Raw genomic sequence first — 21,737 nt, 5'->3', positions numbered from 1 at the left:
CGTTTGCAAAATCCTATTACGGATGATCGATCAGTAGATTCAAGAAATTCTTATATGAGGAGAACACTCTATGAAACTTATGTTCCTTCGACGCTGGTTCTCACTTCAATGGAGCTTCCAGGGAAAGATTTTTGCCGCATTCGGTCTGATAACGCTTCTATCCATCGTCTCTGTTACCGGCATCGTCTATGTGAATATGCGTGAGACAATCAAGCATAATGCGGTCACTTCAGTATCCGACAGTATAAGGCAGGCGGATGAGTCTTTTAATATTATGCTGGAGGAGATTGACCGATTAAACACGGTGGTCGTGACCAATAAAAATACGGTGATCGATACGATCATGAGCCCGAATGAAGAAATCAGCTATGAGTGGTTCCAGGAACAAAAACGGATTTCGGAATTTCTATCGGGTCTAGTCAACTATAAGCCTTATATTTCACGGATTGCCGTTGTCGGCTTGAACGGGAAAGTATTCTTCACTGGAGGTCCATGGCTGGACCGTACTGTTCTGGGAACACCCATGCTCAATTATATGCTGCTCAATGGATCGCGCCATGCCTATTTCAAACCGGAGGGAACAGCGGATGCCATTACCGTCGGGCGTGAAATTCGTTACAACCGCGAGACTGTTGGCATCGTCATGGTCGATTTGGACTACGATTTCATTAAAAAAACTTACGGGGTAAAACCGACAGCGGATAGCATGTTATATGTTCTTGACGAACAGAACGGGTATGTCTATCAACCCGAATCGACACCCACCTCTTTTACACCCTCCATGGAAACGGTAGTCCAATTGAAACAAAAACTGGCAGGACAAGGCAATGCGGTGGAACAAAAAATCAACGGAAAATCCTACATCGTAGTCAGCCGCCTATCCGACTATACAGGCTGGACCACACTGGCGTTGATTCCGCTTGATTCGCTGCTCAGCGAATCCACCCGAATCCGCAATTTGATGGCTGAGGTGTCGATCATCGTCTTTATCGTCGTTCTGATTGGTTCCCATCAGGTTTCGTCCCGTACCACGCTCAATATTCGGAGGCTCAGATCCATGATGATGCAGGTCAAGGACGGAAATTTATCTTTTCCGAAGCTGGAGATTACGGCCAAGGACGAGATTGGTCAGTTGTATCGCGTCTTTATCAGCATGGTGGAAGAATTGAAGCGGCTGCTCGAAGGGATACGGATTAGCGAGAAGAAGAAAAGGGAGGCGGAGCTAACCGCGCTGCAGGCTCAAATCCGTCCGCATTTTCTATACAATTCGCTCAACACCATCAAATATATGGCTAAGCTGAACGGGGTGCCCAATATCGAAGAGGTGTCGGGCTCATTAATCGAGCTCATGCGGGGCTTACTGGGGAATTCCAACGAATTTATTACGGTGCGGGAAGAACTGGACTACGTGTTCAGCTATATTTCCATCGTGAAATACAAGTATATGGAACCCATTCAAGTACATACGGAAATCGAAGACGACGCCTTGCTGGAATGCAGGGTGTTGAAGCTGATGCTGCAACCCCTCGTCGAGAATGCGATCATGCACGGAATCGGTCCTTCCGGGCATGGGGGCTATGTGCTGATTCGTGTCTATGAGGAGGCTCATGATCTCAGAATCGAAGTAACGGACAACGGCAAGGGCATGACGCGGGAACAAATGGATGCACTGTTGGGGACGGCGGGCACAGAAGAAACTCCTTCACGTTTCTCCAGCATGGGTGTACGCAATACGCATGAACGGATTGTTCGAATGTTTGGCGATCCTAATGGCTTGAAGCTTTACAGTGAGCAGGGACTGTACACGAAGGTAGAGATCCGCTTCCCGAAATTACAAAGGGCGGAAGAATCTGATCAGGAGGTGATCTAATCATGTTTCAGGTATTGCTGGTAGACGACGAACCTTTGATAAGTAATGTGATAAGGACATTATCCAATTGGAAAGAGAATGGCTTCGAGTTATGCGGTGAAGCGTACAACGGCGCGATGGCCTTGGCGATGATTGAACAATCCCCACCCCACATCGCCATTATCGATGTGAATATGCCGGAAATGAACGGCGTGGAGCTCCAGCGAAAGATTCGGGAACGTTTTCCTTCCATGAAGACGATCATGCTTAGCAGCTATGACGATTACGACTATGTGCGCGAGTGCTTGAAGAACGGGGCCGTCGACTATTTGCTGAAGCATCGTTTGGATGAGCCTTCCCTCCTGAACGTCCTGAACAAAGCGGTTCAGGATATGCAGCAGGAGGATCGGATACAGGAAGGTCAGCTCGAGAACAAGCAGATGGCAGAGAAGATGAGGCCCGTACTCATCCGTGAATATATAGCGAACCTGGTGAGGGGGAAGCAGGATACTTCATTTGAGTTTGAAGCGTATGCAAAAGACCACGACTTGTATCCCCATGCGATCAGCTACGCGGCAGCAGCTGTGCAGATCATTCCTTTCCTGTTATTAACGGATTCTTACAGCGATGTACAAACGAACCGGCTGGTACAGCAGGCTGTTGATTTGATGCAGCAGGGTTTGGGAGATATTCAGGAGCGGACAGCCGCTTATGTGGGGAATGGGAGGCTGGTTGTCGTGTTTGCGTTCAAGGAGCGCAGCGAACATGCCGTCGCGAGCGAGGCAAGACGATGGATGAGCAAGCTGCAGCATTCGCTTGAGCTGCTCCTAAACCTGAAATCCAGCTATGCGCTTGGACATCCTTGCGGCAGCTTGTCGCAGCTTGGAGCCAGCTACAGCTCAGCTGAGCAGGCTCTTGATACTTCTCCCTCCGCGGAGCTGTCCGCCCTTAATTCCTACTCCGAACCATCGATCCAAGCCGAAGGGACGCTTCAATCACATGCGCATAATCTACGCGTTTCTCTGACGATCGAGGAGCAGAAGCAGCTGCTCCTCTCTATTGAAAGTTGGGACAAGGAAGGGATACACCATCTGATCGCTTCCGTGTTTATTTCTCTTCGCAATGTTCCGATTCATTCCCATACGGTGAAAATGATCGTCAGCGAGCTCCTGCATACCGGTGATAAGGCCCTGAAGAAATTGATGCCGATGTCTTCGACGGAAACTGCGATGGACGAACTGCCTTCACGCAGCGATTTGGGAAGGATTGGCAACATGCCCGAGCTGGAGCAATGGCTGCAATCCTACTATGCAAGCTTGCTGAAGCTGCTAAAGCAGCAGCATGCTGCCGGCCCTTATTCCCGGCATGTGTCGCAGGCGATTCATTTCATCCTGGAGAAATATCAGGGATATATCACATTGGAGCTGACGGCAGGCGCCATCGGTCTGAATCCCTCATATTTAAGCCGAATCTTCAAAGAAGAAACCGGTTCGACCTTCTCCGAATATGTCAATCGGGTCCGGATCGATGCGGGCAGGAAGCTGCTGGAGAGCGGTCAGTATTCCGTCAAACAAATCAGCAGTCAAGTGGGCTTCGCCACGTACAACTATTTTTTCAAGGTATTCAAGGAAATGAACGGGATGACGCCGCATGCATATATGAGCAGCTTGGGACGAAACACCGGGAATGAAACCGTAAAATAAGTAGAGTAAATAGTCATATTATTAGAATTTACCGTCATGGCAGGTGAATTATAATACTCATTAGCACCTTGGGAAACGCTTACACCGTTGATTCGGTAAATAAAAAAATGGAGGTCATAGATTCATGTTTAAACACTGGGGAAGATATGCGATTAGTACCATGCTCGTTTCCACGATGGTGCTGTCGGGGTGCAGTTCCAATTCGGGTACGGGGAAAGAGGGTACATCAGCCGCAAAGTCCGAAAGCGTCGTCAATGAAAGTGGATTTCCGCTAACCAATGAACCGATCAAGCTTTCGATGTTCACCCGAATTGCCCCCTTAAACGGGCCATTCAAGGATATGCCGGTTTTCCAGGATTACGAGAAGATGAGCAATGTGCAGGTGAAATTCACCGAAGCACCGACCGATGGTTTCCAGGAGAAGAAAAACCTGTTATTCGCGTCCAATGAGCTGCCTGATGCGTTTTACCGTTCGGCAATTACGCCGCTTGAGGCGACCCAATTCGGATCGGTGGGCCAACTGATCCCACTGGAGGAGTTAATCGATAAATACGCTCCTAATTTAAAAAAACTGATGGATGAATATCCGGAAATACGCTCGGCTATCACGACGCCGGAAGGCCATATTTACGCGATTCCGGGAATCGTTACATTGGCTGCGGCGCGCACGGATAAGAAGTGGATCAATCAGGCGTGGCTAAAGAAGCTGAACCTGAAGGAACCGGAGACGACAGACGATTTGTATCAGGTCCTCGTTGCTTTCCGGGATCAGGATCCGAACGGCAACGGGAAAAAGGACGAAATTCCAATGACCGCCCGCACCGTGCTATCGGTTGTCAACATGATGAGCGGATCGTTTGGCCTGGATCAGCAGCTCGGCTATAATATCAATCTTGAAAACGACAAAGTAAAGATTTGGATGGGCAGTGAGCAGAATAAAGAATTGCTGATGTATCTGAACAAGCTCTATAAGGAAAAGCTGCTGGATCCCGAGTTGTTCTCACAGAAGGAAGCGCAATATTTGGCCAAGCAGGGGTCGGGAAATGCAGGGTTCTTCTTCGACCAGACGAACAATAGTTTCTTGACTATTGCGGACCAGTACGAAGGAATTGCACCTCCGGCAGGTCCGAACGGAGATCGATTGCAGGCACAGGCGTCACCGGTACCGCGTGATTTCGGAGCCTTTGCTATTACTTCCGTCAACAAATATCCGGAAATCACCATGCGCTGGATCGATTATTTCTACAGTGACGAAGGTTCAACCTTACTGCGGTTTGGCAGAGAAGGCGAACATTATGAGATCAAGGACGGAATTCCGGTTTATAAGGAAGACTTCCTAAAAACAGATAACCAACCGAAAATCACGCCATATGCCGGAGGCGGCGCACCTCACCTCATTAGCGAAAAGGTTGCCTCTTATATCAACCCGCCTCAAGTACAAGAAGCACAGAAGAAGCTGGATCCATACATGCCTAAGGTCCGCTATGCTTCTCCAATGTTCGACGAAAAGACCGCACAAGAAGTTAACATCTTGCGCAACGATATTGACAAGTATTACGAGGAACAGAGCACGAAATTTATTGCCGGCGCGCTCAGCTTTGATAAATGGGGCGAATTTCAAGACACGCTGAAGAAGATGAACCTCGACAAGCTGGAGCAGTTGTACCAAGAAGCCTATGACAAAATGAAGAAATAACGATCCGTCTTTATTGAAGGAGTAGATTGTGATGAAGAGCGCGCTTATCCAGGCGGCTCCCTCTCCCAAAAGTCATTTGGGGCGGGGGGGCCGCTTATGGAGACAAATGGCCAAACGGTACGACCTGTATCTCATGCTGCTTGTGCCGATTGTCTGGTATTTGATCTTTCACTATGGTCCGCTTTACGGGCTGCAAATTGCATTCAAAAATTTCAATCCGGCAAAGGGAATTGTCGGCAGCAGTTGGGTAGGATTTGACCATTTCGAACGTTTCTTTGATTCGTATTATTTTGGAAGGCTCCTGTGGAATACGTTATCGATCAATCTGTTCTCCCTGTTGATCGCCTTCCCGATACCCATCATACTGTCGCTGATCAGCAATGAAATCGGCAGCAAAAAATTCAGCAAATCGCTGCAAAATATTACGTTCATTCCCCACTTTATTTCTGTAGTCGTCATTGTGGGTATTTTGAACGTATTCCTTTCTCCCACAACAGGACCAATCAATACGCTGATCGAGGCCTTCGGAGGAACGCCGATTCGTTTCCTGGAGGAAGCCGGCTGGTTTAAGACGATATTTATCGGGTCGAATATATGGCAAAACATGGGGTGGCAATCCATCATCTATATTGCGGCGCTCAGCGGGATCAATCCGCAGCTGTATGAGGCAGCCAAGATGGACGGAGCTTCCAGGCTGCGGCGCATTTGGCATATTTCCGTGCCGGGTATCGTTCCCGTCATTGTCATTATGCTGATCCTGGACATCGGACATTTCATGGATATCGGCTTTGAGAAGATTCTGTTGATGCAAAATAATTTGAATCTTGAGTCAAGCGATGTGATTTCCACCTTTGTCTATACGACCGGTATTCTCAAGGGAGAGTATAGCTACACCGCCGCGATCGGCTTGTTCAACTCGGTCATCAATCTGATATTGCTGCTGCTTGTCAACCGGTTTGCGCGCAAAACATCGGAGACGAGCTTATGGTAAAGGGGGAAAACGCGCTATGTTCAAACAAGCTTCCATAAGCAGAACATCGGATGATCGGGTATTTGATGCGATCGTGTACGCGGTAGCTGCGGTAATCATTGTCGTTGTGCTTTACCCGCTGATTTTCGTGGTCAGCGCTTCGTTCAGCGATCCGGCGAAGGTATTGAACGGGGAGGTATGGCTGCTGCCGAAAAACGTATCTTTGGATGCTTATGCAAATATTTTGCACAACGGAAAGATCTGGACGGGATACGGAAATACGATCATCTACACGGTGGTCGGGACGGTCGTGAATATGATTTTGACCATATTGGCGGCATATCCACTATCAAGACCAGATCTTCCGGGGCGAAAAGTGTTGATGGTGATCATCACGCTTACCATGTTTTTCGGCGGGGGGCTCATCCCTACTTATTTGCTCGTCAAAAATTTGGGGATGCTCAATACCATGTGGTCTTTGATTGTTCCGGGAGCGATCTCCACATACAACTTGATCGTCATGAGAACCTATTTCCAATCCAGCATTCCCTGGGAGCTCCAGGAAGCTGCCCATATTGATGGTTGTTCGAATTGGCGGCTGCTTCTCAACATTATACTGCCATTGTCCAAGCCCATCCTGGCGGTTATGGTTCTGTTCTATGCGGTTGGACATTGGAATTCGTTTTTTAATGCACTCATCTATATTCGCGACGAAGGCAAGTATCCACTTCAGCTCGTTCTACGGGAAATTCTGATGATCAGTCAAACCGACGCCGTGGACGGCAATGTTGGACTGGAAAATAAAGTCCTGCTTGCCGAGAGCATCAAGTACGCGGTCATCATCATTTCCAGTTTACCAATATTGATCATGTATCCTTTTGTGCAGCGCCATTTTGTTAAAGGCGTCATGATCGGATCTATCAAAGGTTAGCACTTATTCATAGACATCTTGTATGAAATAACGACTCTTAATTTTTTACCAACGGAGGTTTACTGTGCAGACAAACGCGAAGATTACAATCGACTGCAGCCGGAAAGACGGGCATACCATTAACCCTTACCTATTCGGGCATTTTGTAGAGGACATCCGGGACCATATGGAAGCGATGCTTGCCTATCCTTTGAAGGACATGGATTTCGAGAGCGAAAGGACCGGAATAGAAGAGATATCCGGGAGCTGGGTTTCCTTTACGAACGGTAGAAATACGAAATATGCGCTGGAAGCACCGGCACCAAGGCACTCAGGCCGCGCAGAGCGCATCCGTATTCTGAGCGATGATGAGGCCTATGCGGGTATTGCGCAGAAGGTAGCGCTAAAGGGACCGATAGATTACACGGTCCAAATTGTCGCACGGGCCTCCGTCGAGCTCCGTTATCTGATCGTGGATGCGGTTGATCGGCGTACAGAGGAGCTTCTCGGCCGTGCGCGCATTGATCTGAGCAGCCATAATTGGCAGGAATGCGAAGCGAGCTTGTCTATCTCCCGGGCTTGTTCCGACGCTGAGCTTAGGGTCTATATTCCGGCAGACCATCCTAGGTGGATCGATCATGTATCGACTGGCATGCTTTGGCTTGATCATGTATCCCTGCTCCCAGCAGACAGCATCGGCATGGTGAAGCGTGAGGTCATCGACATGACCCGGAACCTTAATGCGGGAATGATGAGACTCGCGGGTAATTACATCAGCGCCTATCATTGGGAGCATGTTGTTGGTCCGGTTCTTGAAAGACCGGTTATGTACAACGAAGCTTGGGGAGGATGGACCAGCAAGTATTTCGGCACGGACGAATTTATCCGGTTTTGCCGGGAGCTGCAAGTCGAACCACTCATCTGCGTCAACGACGGATCCGGTACACCGGAAGAAGCCGCACGGTGGGTAGAATATTGCAATGGCAGCATCGATACCCCGATGGGAGCACTCCGTGCGGCGAATGGTTATCCTGAGCCGTACAATGTCCGGTACTGGGAGATCGGCAATGAAGTGTGGGGCCAGTGGCAGGTTGGCACCTGCTCCGCAGACCAGTTCGCCGAGCGCTGTAAGTTATTCGCACAGGCGATGAAGGAAGTTGATTCCGCGATCGTGCTTTTGGCCTGCGGACATACCGATCCGGAATGGAACAAGCCGGTACTCGAACGGGCTGGTGAACATATCGATTATTTGACGATGCATTTATATCACGGCTTCAATCGTTTTGGAATGAACCGGGATACGCCCGCAGATGAACGCTATAAAGCAATCGTCTCTTTTCCCGAATGGACCCGCGACGATATTGGGCAAACGGCGGAACTTATTCGCGCGAATCCGAAGCACAGCCATGTGAAATTGGCCGTCACCGAATACAACACCATGTACTACCCGAATACGATCCGAAAGGGACTTCCGGACGAACACACCCTGGGTGCGGCTGTCGCCAATGCCGCCAACCTGAACGAAATGCTTCGCGCAAGCGATATGGTGCACATTGGCAGCTTTTCCGATCTTGTGAACGGCTGGCTCGGAGGATGCATACGGGTAGGCGATTATTATGCCGATCAATATTGCGGCAAAGAGAACGGCTGGAGCGGACTCCCACTCACCGTGTACGGAACTCCGACCTATGAAGTGTTAAAGCTCTACGCCAATCGGGACATCCGGCGAATCCTTCCGGTCGATACGGTGTGCAGCACCTACTCCATACAGTCGCCGAAGCAGACGAGAATCGAACTTGAAGCTCTTCCCGATCTGGACGTTACGGCATGCGCGAACGAGGATGGGAGTATCCTCACCCTATTTATCGTGAACCGCAGCCTGCAGGAGGTGACGGCCGAGCTTGACTTGCATTCGTTAGAGTATACCGGGGACACCCGCTTATACGAGATTACGGGGGATTCCTACGAAGATATCAATTCCGTCTTCGAACCGGATCTGATCACCTGCACGTCACGTACGGTTCCCGTATCGGCATGGCAGCAAGGGTACCCATTACGGGCAACATCCGTATATGCAGTCGAAATCAAAGCACAGCATGGATCAGGAGGCAAAGTATGACAACCAAAGCATATACCAAGGACTATCCCAGACCGCAATTCGTTCGCGAGAATTGGCAGAATTTGAACGGAGAGTGGAGCTTTCGCTTCGATGACCAAAATCGGGGGGAGAGCGAGAATTGGCAGGAGAATTTTGATGGAACACATACGATTACCGTACCTTTTTCTTACGAGACGCAAGCCAGCGGGATCGGAATTGAAGAGTTTCATCCGCATGTCTGGTACCGTAATTCGATTCATATCCCGAAAGAGGCCGAGGGCAAGCGGACGATCTTGCATTTCCAAGCAGTCGATTATGTGGCCAAGGTATGGGTGAATGGAGCAATGGTCGGCTCTCACCAAGGTGGTTACGCGGCTTTTTCTTTCGATATTACCCCTTATCTGGTTTTCGGAGCCGACAATCATATCACGGTAAAAGCGGAAGACAGCAGCAGCTGCACTCAGCCCCGAGGCAAACAGCGCTGGACCAAGGACAATTTCGAATGCTTTTATGTTCAAACAACCGGAATATGGCAAACCGTTTGGCTTGAATACGTGGAGGAGCAGAGCCTTGACTCGGTGAAAATAACACCGGATGTGGACCGCTCCATCGTCCGCTTCGATTATCAGGTGAACGGTGTGGAGGCGGCTGACGATTTGAGGCTTGAAGCCATCGTTACATTGAAGGGAAAGCCGGTAAAGCGGGTCAGCCTGATGATCGACCGCCCGTGTCTGACGGTCGAGGTCGACTTGATCCATGAAGCGAACGGACCGTGGAAGAAATCCCTCTGGTCGCCGCAGAATCCGAATCTATATGACGTGGAATTCGTGCTGTACGCGGATGGGCAGGTGAAGGACAGGGTTTTTTCCTATTTCGGAATGAGAAAAATTTCGATTGAAAAAGGAAAGGTGCTCCTGAATAACGTACCGATTTATCAGAGGCTGATCTTGGATCAGGGATACTGGACGGAAAGTCATTTAACGCCACCGAATGAGGAAGCTCTCATTGAGGATATCGACAAAATTCTGGAGATGGGTTACAACGGCGTACGCAAGCATATGAAAATCGAAGATGCTCGTTTCCTGTATTGGTGCGACGTAAAAGGCCTGCTGGTATGGTCCGAAATGGCTGCAACTTTCGAATTTCATGACCGTGCAGTCGAGGCGTTTACGAAGGAATGGCTGGAAATCGTCCTTCAGCAGTATAACCATCCCAGTATTATCACTTGGGTTCCATTCAATGAGTCATGGGGCATCGCGTCTATCCTTCATGATCAAAGACAGCAGAAGTTTACCGAAGGCATCTATCATTTGACCAAATCGATCGATCCGTATCGGCCGGTGATCACGAATGACGGTTGGGAACATACCGTTTCGGATATTCTGACTTTGCATGATTACGTTGAGACCGGGGAGGGATTTTTGAGGCGCTATGCGAACAAAGAGGCCATCTTAAGTAATGAAACGACTTGCAATCACTGGAAGTACGCTTTTGCCGATGGGTATGGATACCGGGGGCAGCCGATCATGGTGACGGAATTCGGCGGAATCGCATATCAATCGGACACAGGCTGGGGTTACGGCCATCAAGTGGCTTCGGATGAGGATTTCGTGAAGCGGTTCGAAGGTCTTACTCGGGCGATCAAAAGCGTGGATGATATTTGCGGCTACTGCTATACGCAGGTGACCGACGTTCAGCAGGAAATCAACGGCCTTCTGACGGAAGACCGCAAACCGAAAATCCCATTGGACAAAATTAAAGCGATTAATCTAGCATAAGATCACTTCAAACAACAAGAGCCAAGCAGCTTAGTCAGCTATTGGCTCTTGTTGTTTGATCCTCTAATTTTTTGGCATGGCAATACATCATACATGTGTCCTAAGGCATTGATCAAACATTGAAATGAATCAGGAGGGAATGAAAAATGAGAAAACTTCGATGGCTGTTCCTGTTGACGTTTACGTTTTCCCTGATGACATCCGTACCCACGACATCTTCGGCATATCAAAACCCGAGATCCTTGCCTGACGAGTGGGAACAGTATGGACTCGGAGATCCTTACGTGCTGAAATTTAACGGTTATTATTATTTGTACGTGAGTACGAGAGACACGGACGACGGCGTCAAAGTGTGGAGTTCGCGGGACATGGTCAATTGGTCTTACCGCGGACTTGCTGCCAGCGACCCGATTACGCACGGGGCATACGCCCCTGAGGTTATCTATTGGAACGGCATGTTCTATATGTACACATCCCCTGCCGGGAAAGGTCATTATATACTGAGCAGCACAAGTCCTACCGGACCGTTCAATGTCGTGACCGGCAATCTGGGAAAAACCATCGATGGCCATGTGTTTATTGACGATGACGGTTCCCTCAGTTTCTATCATGCCGGACAAGGGCGCATCGATGCAGCCCCTATGAGCAGCCCTACTTCGATCGGAGCCAGCTCGACGACAGGAGTTGGCATGGGAGGATGGACCGAGGGAGCGACCGTCTTCAAACGCAATGGAAAATACTACATGACCTATACCGGCAATCACGTGTTCAGCAAAGGTTACCGGGTAGATTATGCGGTCAGCACGACAGGGCCGCGATCCGGATATGTGGCCGATAGCCTGAACCCTGCATTAATCAGCACGGAGGGTCAGACGGTAGGTCTCGGTCACAATACGGTGGTCCTCGGTCCCAATTTGGATACGCATTATATGATTTATCACAATTTGGAAGGCCCCGGTGTTATCGGACCGCTGCGTCATTTGAACATGGACCGGATCGTATGGAACAACGATAAGATGATCGTACAGGGTCCCACCACGACGCCGCAGCCTGATCCGGAAATGCCCGCTTTTTACGATTATTTCGACCGTACGACCATTGGAAGCCGTTGGGCCAATGTGAACGGTGGCAATTGGGGCATCTACAATCAACAGTTAATGTGGCAGAATACGCTTGGCAGCACGACATGGTATAAACAAGTCACTTCCTTGGCCAGCCAATCCGACTATACGGCTGAATTCAATATGAAAGAGATGCAACGCGGCACTTCCGCAAGTCCGAGATACGGCGCTACCTTCTCGTATACGGATGAGAACAATTACGGTGTAGCGATGCTGAGTTCGAAAAACAACCGCCTAGCGACGTTCTTCCGGATCAATGGAGTGGATCAAGCCTGTCAGACGTTCGACTTGCCCGCAGGTTTTGATTATTCGAAGTGGCATACGATCCGAATTGAAAAAGCTGGATCTACGTTTAAATATTATGTGGATGGGATGCACAAGGGGACGCGAACCGCCAATTTAGGAGCGGGCAAAATCGGTGAGTTGACGGAAGATACGCATGCGGATTTCGGCTTCGTCGCCTTTAGCAATGATGTGAACGGAAGCAGTGCGTGGGAAGCGTATAAACCGATACCTGGCACGATTGAAGCGGTGCATTATATGAAAGGGGGCGAAGGAACCGCCTATCATGACACAACCGCGAACAATATCGGCGGTGCTTACCGTACCGATGCCGCCGATATCCGCCTGAACAGCGAAGGACTGTTTAATTTAGGCTGGAATCAAACCGGCGAATGGTATAAATACAAAGTGAATGTGGAATCAAGCGGCTACTACGACATCGATTTCCGGATGGCGACCACGATGAGCGGAGTCCAAATCCGGGTCTGGGACGGAACGACGGATTTAACGGGAATCATTGACGTTCCGAGCACTGGAGACTGGGATAACTGGCGGATCGTATCGAAGAAAGGAGTCTATCTGAAGGCCGGTCAGCGGGAGCTCAGGGTTGAATTCGTAAATGGAGAAGCCGATTTCTCCAGAATGACGTTCCAGAAGAATGCGGCCGTCACGCCTATGAGCGAACATTTCAACGACGGCAACGATGACGGGTGGACGCGTTTCGAGGGAACTTGGGCGGTGGAGAACGGTGAGTACAGTTCAGGCAGCTCAGGCCCGGCCAAGTCCACGATCGGAGACGCGCGGTGGGCGGATTATACGGTGGAGTCCGACATCAAGATGATCGATTCCGGGGGCGACGGGGGAATGCTTGTTAGAGTATCCAATCCTTCCCACGGCACCGAACGCGGCCAGAACAACTATGATGCTTTTCAGGGATACTACGCCTACTTAACGACAAGCGGGGTAAACCTTGGCAAAATGAGTTATAGCTGGACCTTGCTCAAAGGATCGGCGCAGTCCTATTCTACGAATACGTGGTACCATATGAAAGTCGTGGTTAGTGGCAACAACATTAAAGTATATGTCGATGATATGGCTGCACCAAAAATCGACTACACGGACAACAGCCTGAATCCCTTCACGCATGGCAAAGTGGGCGTCAGGACGGCAAACAAGCACACGCATTTCGATAACTTCTCGGTATCCCCGTAACGAGGGAGAGGGAAAAGAGATTTCCAACATTAAAACACTCAAAGCCCGTAATTTCGAGCTTTGAGTGTTTTTTGTGCAATAAGAAGCATGCTTCGAAAACAGAACCTATGGAACGGAGGATCATGGGTCCCGTTGCATTCGGCGCGGACTTCATTCATTAAGCTGTACGGAAGCGGTTCGATGATGTCGCAAGGAGGCGACCCGGGCGTTCGCATTTTGGAGGAAGATGAGATCAGGGAAGCGGGTCATTCATTCGATAAAGGATTCGCCGGATCGTGAGATCAAGACGCCCCAAGTGTTGATACTTTAAAATTCCCCTGGGAAGTGCGATGCCAGCGCAAGGCACTCGACATGGGCCGGATAAGTTCGTCGTTCTATGAATAAAACACTGCGATCTCCATTGGAGAAGCGTAGTGTTTTATATATAGAAGGTATATTCGCTGATAATCCGGTTTCGCAATGGACCTTTATGATGAAGGAAAAGCTATTCATGTAGAGCTCCGGTTTAGGAAATATCAACAAAAGTATATCGATGTCATGAAAAGCCTCTTCTGGATTATGGGAAATGGCTCTTATGATAGACAGTAATAATTGCCATTTCACTTAACGAAATGAGGTTGAGAACATGAATACTGGGCAACGCTTGAAACCGGGAATCTCTATTTTTGCAGCACTGGTGCTAGTATTCTCGATTGTTTTTTCATCGTATCCGCCAGCAGCTCACGCTTACGCCGAAGAAAGCGTCAATGAATCCTCTCCGCCTTCTATAGAGGAACCGGCAGCCGATGAACAAACGGATTTGCAGCAAACAGTCGTTGACGCCACTTATTCTGAAACCGCTTTATCCGAAGCGGGAAAGGAAAACTATGCTTTGAAAAAGCCTGTCAAGGTCTCCGGCAACGAAGTAGACTACGGATTGTTTCCCGAATATGCCGTAGACGGGAACATGGGCACGCGCTGGTCATCGGCTAAGACGGACGACCAGTGGTTCGTCGTAGATATGGGCGAAACGAAGAATATCGGCCAGGTAGCCATTCACTGGCAAACACCAGCCAAAACGTATAAAATCTACACTTCGGTCGACGGCGAGCATTGGGATAACATCAGGAACGACGATGGTTTGATCGACTGCAGCGGAGGAAAGGACGTGCTTGATTTTCCGAGCAGACCGGCGAGATTCGTAAAATTCCAAGGGGTGGAACGAGCTCCGGTCGAAGGCATTTATTATGGTTATTCCTTTTATGAGTTTCAAGTGTTTGAAGAGGACCCTATCGCGAAAATCATCCAGGGCATCACCGGTCTTGAACCGATTGCCAAAGGACAAACCGAGCTTACGCTGCCCGATGTTTCCTCCGGGTACCGCGTATCCGTCTATGGTAGCGATGCGATGCCTGTGATCGATAAAGATGGCGTCATTCATGCGCCGTTAGTGGATCGCAAGGTCCATGTCATACTGCAGGTGCAGAATGAGACGAAACCGGAAGATAAAGGCATAACGGCCTCTTTCGAAGTGACGGTACCCGGTATCTATTTGCCCGCGGCAGACCGGAATCCGGAGCCAAGGGTCATCCCATCCCTCAGGGAATGGGTAGGGGATACCGGACAGTTCAAGCTAACGCCAACTTCAAACATTGTATTTCGGGATGCTACTTTGCAAACGACCGCAGACATGCTTAAGGAGGATTTGAAGGATGTCAGCGGTTTGGATTTGGAGACCTATCAAGGCTCGCCATCGAACGGGGATATCTATCTAACCCTTGATTCTTCATTGAACTATCTGGGAACCGAAGGATACGTGCTTGATATCAATGATTACGTGTCCATTGCGTCGCCAGCCGAAAAGGGGGTCCTATGGGGAACGCGCTCCGTTCTTCAAATTCTGAAGCAGGATGCCGGGCATGATCAGCTACCGAAAGGGTTATCGCATGATTACCCCAAATACGAGACCCGGGGGCTCATGATCGACGTGGCACGAAAGTTCTATACGATTGATTTTTTGCGCGAATACGTCAAAATGCTGTCCTGGTATAAAATGACGGACTTGCAAATTCATTTGAATGACGATGTGGGAGCGCCTTTATCGGACGGCAAACGTTCCGCCTTCCGTTTGGAGAGTGACCGGTATCCAGGTTTAGCAAGCCAGGATGGTTATTATACGAAGGAGGAGTTCCGCGATTTGCTGCGGCTGGGCCGCAAATACGGTGTCAACATTATTCCCGAGATCGATACGCCGGGTCATTCGCGTGCTTTCACCACCTACGACCCGGCGCTTGGCAAAGACAGCTTCCTCGACATTACGAAGCCGGCCGCAACCGAATTCATCACGAATTTGTTCGACGAATACATCGAAGGATACGGCAGCGACAAGGAGCCTACGTTCCTGGGTCCGGACGTGCATATCGGAACGGATGAATATGCAGGCGGGTCGAACGAGGATTTTCGCAAGTACATGGATACGCTGATTCAGCATATCAACGACAAAGGGAAGCATCCCTACGTTTGGGGAGGGCTCAAGCAGTTTGCCGGCACGACGCCGGTAAGCAACCAAGCGACCATGGCGATTTGGTATGAACCCTATGAAGGCCCGCAGCAGGCGATAGACGAAGGATACGATATCATCAACACGGATACCAACTATATGTATCTTGTGCCGAGGCTCTATCGGGATTACCTGGATACGCCGCTGCTGTATCGGGAATGGGAGCCCGTCAAATGGCTCGGCGTCACCTTGCCGTACGGTCTTCCGCAGCTGAAAGGTGGCATGTTCGCGTTATGGAACGATATTTCTTATGCCTCCGGCATATCGATGGACGATTCCCATGCGAGGATGCTCCCGGCCATGCAGGTACTTTCCGAAAAAATGTGGCAGGGGTCTCGGGATGGAGCCGAATATGAGGCATTCATGAAAGCGGCCTCGACCATCGGGGATGCACCCAATACCGATCTTTCGCACCGAATCGACGTCGATAATCCAGATGGAAACGTCATCAGCTACCCGTTCGAGAACGGACTTCAGGATGCTTCGGGCAATCATATGGATGGAGCAGCGACGAATGTAACGCTGGAAGTAGGCAAATACGGAAAAGGCGCCGCGTTTCACGGCGGCCAGAGCTATATTCAAACGCCGCTGAACCCGCTGTGGTTCGGCTGGACGGTATCGATGTGGATCAAACCGGATGCGGATAACCCGGATGATGCCGTGTTGATGGAATCCCCTAACGGTACGATTAAGCTAAAGCAGGGGAAAACCGGGAAGCTGGGTTTCTCGAAAGAGGGATACGACAGCGTATTTCAATATGAGGTCCCGGAGAACCGCTGGACACATATTCTGTTGACCGGCAATCAAATCGGCGTGTCGCTCTATGTGAACGGTAACGAGTACGCGGAAAAGCTTGGACAGCCGGTACCGCTGATCCAAACGCTGGTGCTGCCCGCCGGAAAAATCGGAAGCGACACGAATGCATTCAAGGGCGTGATCGACAATTTCCAGATTTATAATCGCTACACGCCGCTGCTGGATGTCAATAATTTCGCGCTTCAAGCCACGGCGGAATCATCCCCGCTGGAAGCGGACGTATTGACGCCGGATAAAGCGATCGACGGCAATCTTTCGACCCGCTGGTCCAGTGCGTACGATGACGCTTCCTGGATGATCATCGATCTCGGTCATTCCCGGAAAATCAATAAAATCAATATTGCCTGGGAGACGCAGGCGGAAAAGTTCAAGCTCCTGGTTTCTCAGGATAAGCAAACTTGGACCAACGTGAAACCATACGACGAGATTCTCCGGTCCAATGGGAAACTGGATACGATTGACTTCGATCCGATCGAAGCCAGATACGTGAAATTTCAAGGCGTGGAGCGTCGTCCCGTAGGCGATACCAAATATGGCTATTCGATTTATGAGCTGGAAGTGTACGGCGATGATTTGATGGTGTCGTATAATGAAACGATGCATCTGGCGGAACAATTGCTCGCATCGGGAAAGGGTGATCCTGCCCTCCGGAGTCAGCTGCTTACCATGCTGGACAGATATCCTTATCAATTCGAGGCTGTCACCGAAACGCTGAAAGACCTGGTATCCCGGTTAAAAGCTTCAATCGAGGAAAAACCGACCGATCCTGAAGCACCGAACGGTGGCACGGCCGGTAGCGGCGGAGGAGGAACTTCCGCAAACGTAGACGAAGCCGAAATCTCACTGAACGCCGGTAAGCCCGGCATATTAACGTTAGGCGACCGGGTCACCATCCAGATTCCGGCGGATGCAGTGAAGACACCGGCGCGCTTGCGCATTCGAAAGCTGGAGGATACCGATCCCATTATGAATGACAAAGCCGGAGCCATCAGTCCTGAATACGAACTGACGTTAAATCCAGGCGGCAGTTTTGAAAAAGCAGTCCGCATGTCGATGTCCTTCGACATCCGTAACCTTGGAGCGAATCAGAAGGCATCCATCTTATTCTATGACCCTTCATTCAAGAAGTGGGTCGAAGTCGGTGGGACGGTATCCGCAAGCATTATCCAAGCGGACGTTATGAAGACCGGCATCTATGCGGTTTTTGCGGTAGCGGCTGAGACTGTCCAGCCGAAATCAAGTACGTTCACCGACACGGCCCGCCACTGGGCTGCAGCCGATATTGTAAAAGCCGTTCAGCTTGGGATCGTAACCGGTTATCCGGATGGTACGTTCCGGCCCGGCGGAAAGGTGACGCGGGCGGAATTTGCAGCCATGTTGGCCAGAGTCCTTAAGCTGCAAGGAAGCGGCAGCTCTGTTACCTTTAAGGATGCTGGCGCAATCGGAGATTGGGCACGAGAAGCCATCGCGCAAGCGGTAAAGGCCGAAATCGTTAACGGCTACGAAGACGGAACGTTCAGGCCGAACGCCTTCATACGGCGCGATGAGATGGTTGCGATGGTAGCGCGCGCATTAGATCTGGAATCAGACGAGGGAAGCCAAGCCAAAACGGCATTTGCAGATGACGCATCCATTCCCTCCTGGACAAAAAACGCGATCCAGGCTGTAGCCATGCAAGGGTTGATCCAAGGCCGGAGCGGCAACCTGTCCGTCGCACACGAAACGGCTACCCGAGCGGAAGCGGTGACGATCATGCTAAAAGCCGCTGACTACCATTCACGTTAAAAAACGTCATAAAATGAGAAGGCTGCCGATCTTTCGGCAGTCTTGTTTTGATGGGAATAGGGGCTAAGCATTGCACCGACGCCCAAAGAGGCATCATTGCGTTTGCATTGTTTGAATTATAGCAATGAAAATAAAAAATATCCAAAATATAGATTGATTAGTTGATAGTATCCAGTTTATAATGAAGTTGCAAAATAATGTAAGCGTAATCATTTCACTGAAAACGATTTAGTCAACCATGAATGGCTACATAGATTCGTAAAATGAAACCCGTTCGAAAGAGAGGTGAATTAAGTTCAAGAGACCCGTACTAGTATAGAAAAGCATATTTTTGCCTTATGCAGCCGTGATTTTCTAATCCAAATTTAGGAGGGAACAGGATGCGAAGAAAAGGAAAGATGCTTTGCCTGATAGTGCTGTTCAGTCTTTTGATTGCCATGATGCCTGCTAACATCACAAATGCGGCTCCGACATGGAATTTGGTATGGAGCGATGAATTTAACGGAAACTCTTTGGACAAGTCCAATTGGAAAACGGAAATCGGCACTGGCACCGGCGGATGGGGCAACAACGAGCTGCAGTATTACACGGACCGGCAGGAGAATGTGCAGGTAACGGGTGGAAATCTGGTCATTACCGCTCGCAAAGAAGCCTACGGTGGGATGAATTATACGTCAGCCCGTATTAAAACACAGGGTCTGCATAGCTTTACGTATGGAAAGATCGAAGCACGGATCAAGTTGCCGTCGGGGCAGGGATTATGGCCGGCATTTTGGTTGCTGGGATCGAATATCGATTCCGTGGGATGGCCCAAGAGCGGAGAAACGGACATTATGGAACGGGTCAACAACAATCCTTACGTAAATGGTACTGTACACTGGGATGCCAACGGACAAGCCGATTATGGACAGGTATCCGGAAACATTGATTTTTCCCAATATCATGTGTACAGCGTTGAATGGGATTCCAAGTACATCAAATGGTTCGTTGATGGCCAGCAGTTTAACGCTTTCTACATCGAAAACGGTACAGGTAACACCGAGGAATTCCAGCGGCCGTTTTTCCTGCTGCTGAATCTGGCAGTCGGCGGCAATTGGCCGGGCAGTCCCAATAATTCTACGCAGTTCCCGGCCCAAATGCTCGTCGATTACGTGCGGGTATATCAGAGCTCGGACGCGCCCAATATTGTCAGCGGCGGCATTTACATGATCGCGAACAAGGCAAGTGGCAAAGTCCTGGACGTGGTAGACGCATCGTCCGCCAGCGGAGCGAAGGTCCAGCAGTGGACCAACTTCAGCGCCAATAACCAAAAGTTCAAGGTCGAAAGCACGGGTGACGGCTTTTATAAACTCACGGCCGTACACAGCGGGAAAGTGCTGGACGTGCCGAATTCTTCGACGGCAACCGGCGTGCAGCTGCAGCAATGGAACGACAACGGAACCAATGCGCAGCGGTGGAGCATCGTGGATGTCGGAGGCGGATTTTACAAGCTGGTATCCAAGGTGAGCGGACTGGTCGCAGACGTATCGGGATCTTCCACCGCCGATGGGGCCGTAGTCCAGCAGTGGAGCGACAATGGTACCGATGCCCAGAAATGGTCGTTTACTAAAGTAAATTAAATCCGAAGAGACTCCGGTTGTTCAAAGCCCATCGGGTGATGGGATAAAAGATTCTTATAACAAAAGGCGGCTGCTTCTGTGCAGTCGCCTTTAGCGTTTCTAGCTGGTATGTGTCACTAGTGAGAAATAGAACATATATGATAAACCGTTTTTGAAATGTATTATCCATTATGCAACTCCGAAGATAAGCCGTTTGCGATGTCTACTTACGTTCACTTGTATCTCTCAGGGCAGTCTACAACGATCTACTACTACCTGTTTTGGGCAAATCGCCCCTATTTGTAGCTCGTATTGTTAATTCGAACATGAAATTGGACCTTTCCGGTCCACCGGTAGAACGGGAGGATTTAGCGAATGTATGGTAAACTTCTAATCAGAAGATAAGGCAAGGAGTGAAGCAGTTGTTTGCAGAGCAGCGGCATCAAATCATTATTCAAAAATTGAATCAACACAAATCGATCCGAGCGTCGGAGCTCATGGAGCAGTTCGGAGTTTCGTTCGAGACGATCCGAAGAGACCTCGAATACTTAGAAAGCGAAGGCTACCTGCGGCGGGTGCACGGCGGAGCGATTCTGAAGGAACCGGACTATAGCCAGGAAATTCCGCTGCCGATCCGCGAAGCTATATATTTGGAAGAGAAGAAGGAGTTGGCTCAAATAGCGGTTCGTTATGTGACCGAAGGGATGTCCATCGCGCTTGATCCAAGTACGACCAACACCCAGATTGCCAAGGCGCTGAAGGCCAAGTTCGATCAATTAACGATTATTACGAACTCGCTTCCGATCGTGAACGAATTAATCTCCATGCCAAGGTACACGCTGATTATGACCGGCGGCGTTATTCGTCAAGACGAGCAAAGCATCATCGGCGATTTGGCGGAAGAGTTTACTTCGCGTTTTCATGCGGATATATTTTTTATGAGTATGAGCGGGGTTACATTAGAAGCAGGGATTACGGATACCGGGGTCGGCGAAGTTCAAGTCAAAAAAATAATGCATGCAAACGCTAAGCGTTCCATCGCACTTGCAGATAGCAGCAAGTTCGGACAAAATTCGTTCATCAAAGTATGCAGCGCATCGGAAGTTGAACGGTTTGTAACGGATTCCAACATCGACCGGGATATTGTAGATAAATTTAGCAAGAGCGGGATCGAAATTGTGTACCAATAATATGATCTATCAAAATAACGATTCTTGGTTTCCACGAACCCGGAATCGTTATTTTTATGGAAATTTTCAAGTGCAATATTCAATGATCGAACTTCATCGGTAAGCTGCTTTCCTGGTTTGCAAATTATAGAAATACTTGTGTATTTGATTGTGAATGTGTGTTATTATTTGTGTTAATCGAGGGATCGAG

At 49.5% G+C, this 21,737-nt stretch carries 12 protein-coding genes; all 12 read left to right on the top strand.

The annotated features are described in order from the left end of the window. The first annotated feature begins 70 nt into the window (after positions 1–70). On the top strand, positions 71–1,870 hold the full coding sequence (locus tag GRF59_RS03470; protein WP_160496258.1) for a cache domain-containing sensor histidine kinase: 1,800 nt from the start codon (positions 71–73) through the stop codon (positions 1,868–1,870). Between the two features lie 2 nt (positions 1,871–1,872). Next, entirely contained in the window at positions 1,873–3,552 is a 1,680-nt protein-coding gene (locus tag GRF59_RS03465; RefSeq protein ID WP_160496257.1) for a response regulator, read from the top strand. 124 nt (positions 3,553–3,676) lie between these two features. Then, positions 3,677–5,248, top strand: coding sequence for an extracellular solute-binding protein (locus tag GRF59_RS03460; RefSeq protein ID WP_160496256.1), 1,572 nt, complete (start codon positions 3,677–3,679; stop codon positions 5,246–5,248). A 31-nt stretch (positions 5,249–5,279) separates the two neighbouring features. Next, positions 5,280–6,239, top strand: a complete 960-nt coding sequence (locus GRF59_RS03455) for an ABC transporter permease (protein WP_160496255.1) — start codon at positions 5,280–5,282, stop codon at positions 6,237–6,239. Positions 6,240–6,255: 16 nt separating this feature from the next. Further along, positions 6,256–7,149, top strand: a complete 894-nt coding sequence (locus GRF59_RS03450) for a carbohydrate ABC transporter permease (RefSeq protein WP_160496254.1) — start codon at positions 6,256–6,258, stop codon at positions 7,147–7,149. A gap of 64 nt (positions 7,150–7,213) precedes the next feature. Then, positions 7,214–9,247, top strand: a complete 2,034-nt coding sequence (locus GRF59_RS30105) for an alpha-L-arabinofuranosidase C-terminal domain-containing protein (protein WP_160496253.1) — start codon at positions 7,214–7,216, stop codon at positions 9,245–9,247. Then, on the top strand, positions 9,244–11,004 hold the full coding sequence (locus GRF59_RS03440) for a glycoside hydrolase family 2 protein (protein WP_160496252.1): 1,761 nt from the start codon (positions 9,244–9,246) through the stop codon (positions 11,002–11,004). Before GRF59_RS30105 ends, GRF59_RS03440 begins: the two co-directional genes overlap by 4 nt. A gap of 146 nt (positions 11,005–11,150) precedes the next feature. Beyond that, positions 11,151–13,619 (top strand): family 43 glycosylhydrolase, encoded by a 2,469-nt coding sequence (locus GRF59_RS03435; protein WP_160496251.1) that lies wholly within the window; start codon positions 11,151–11,153, stop codon positions 13,617–13,619. Positions 13,620–13,706: 87 nt separating this feature from the next. After that, entirely contained in the window at positions 13,707–13,898 is a 192-nt protein-coding gene (locus tag GRF59_RS03430; RefSeq protein ID WP_160496250.1) for a hypothetical protein, read from the top strand. Positions 13,899–14,244: 346 nt separating this feature from the next. Next, positions 14,245–18,759, top strand: coding sequence for a discoidin domain-containing protein (locus tag GRF59_RS03425; protein ID WP_160496249.1), 4,515 nt, complete (start codon positions 14,245–14,247; stop codon positions 18,757–18,759). A gap of 380 nt (positions 18,760–19,139) precedes the next feature. Next, complete coding sequence (locus tag GRF59_RS03420) at positions 19,140–20,378, top strand: RICIN domain-containing protein (RefSeq protein WP_160496248.1); 1,239 nt, start codon at positions 19,140–19,142, stop codon at positions 20,376–20,378. 401 nt (positions 20,379–20,779) lie between these two features. Next, positions 20,780–21,547: a DeoR/GlpR family DNA-binding transcription regulator gene (locus GRF59_RS03415; RefSeq protein ID WP_160496247.1), complete on the top strand. Its 768-nt coding sequence runs from the start codon at positions 20,780–20,782 to the stop codon at positions 21,545–21,547. Positions 21,548–21,737 lie beyond the last annotated feature (190 nt).

The sequence above is a fragment of the Paenibacillus dendrobii genome (assembly GCF_009807035.1).
Taxonomy (GTDB): Bacteria; Bacillota; Bacilli; order Paenibacillales; family Paenibacillaceae; genus Paenibacillus_AQ; species Paenibacillus_AQ dendrobii.
Note: the sequence above shows the minus strand (reverse complement) of the source record. Positions and strands in the feature narration are given on the sequence as shown.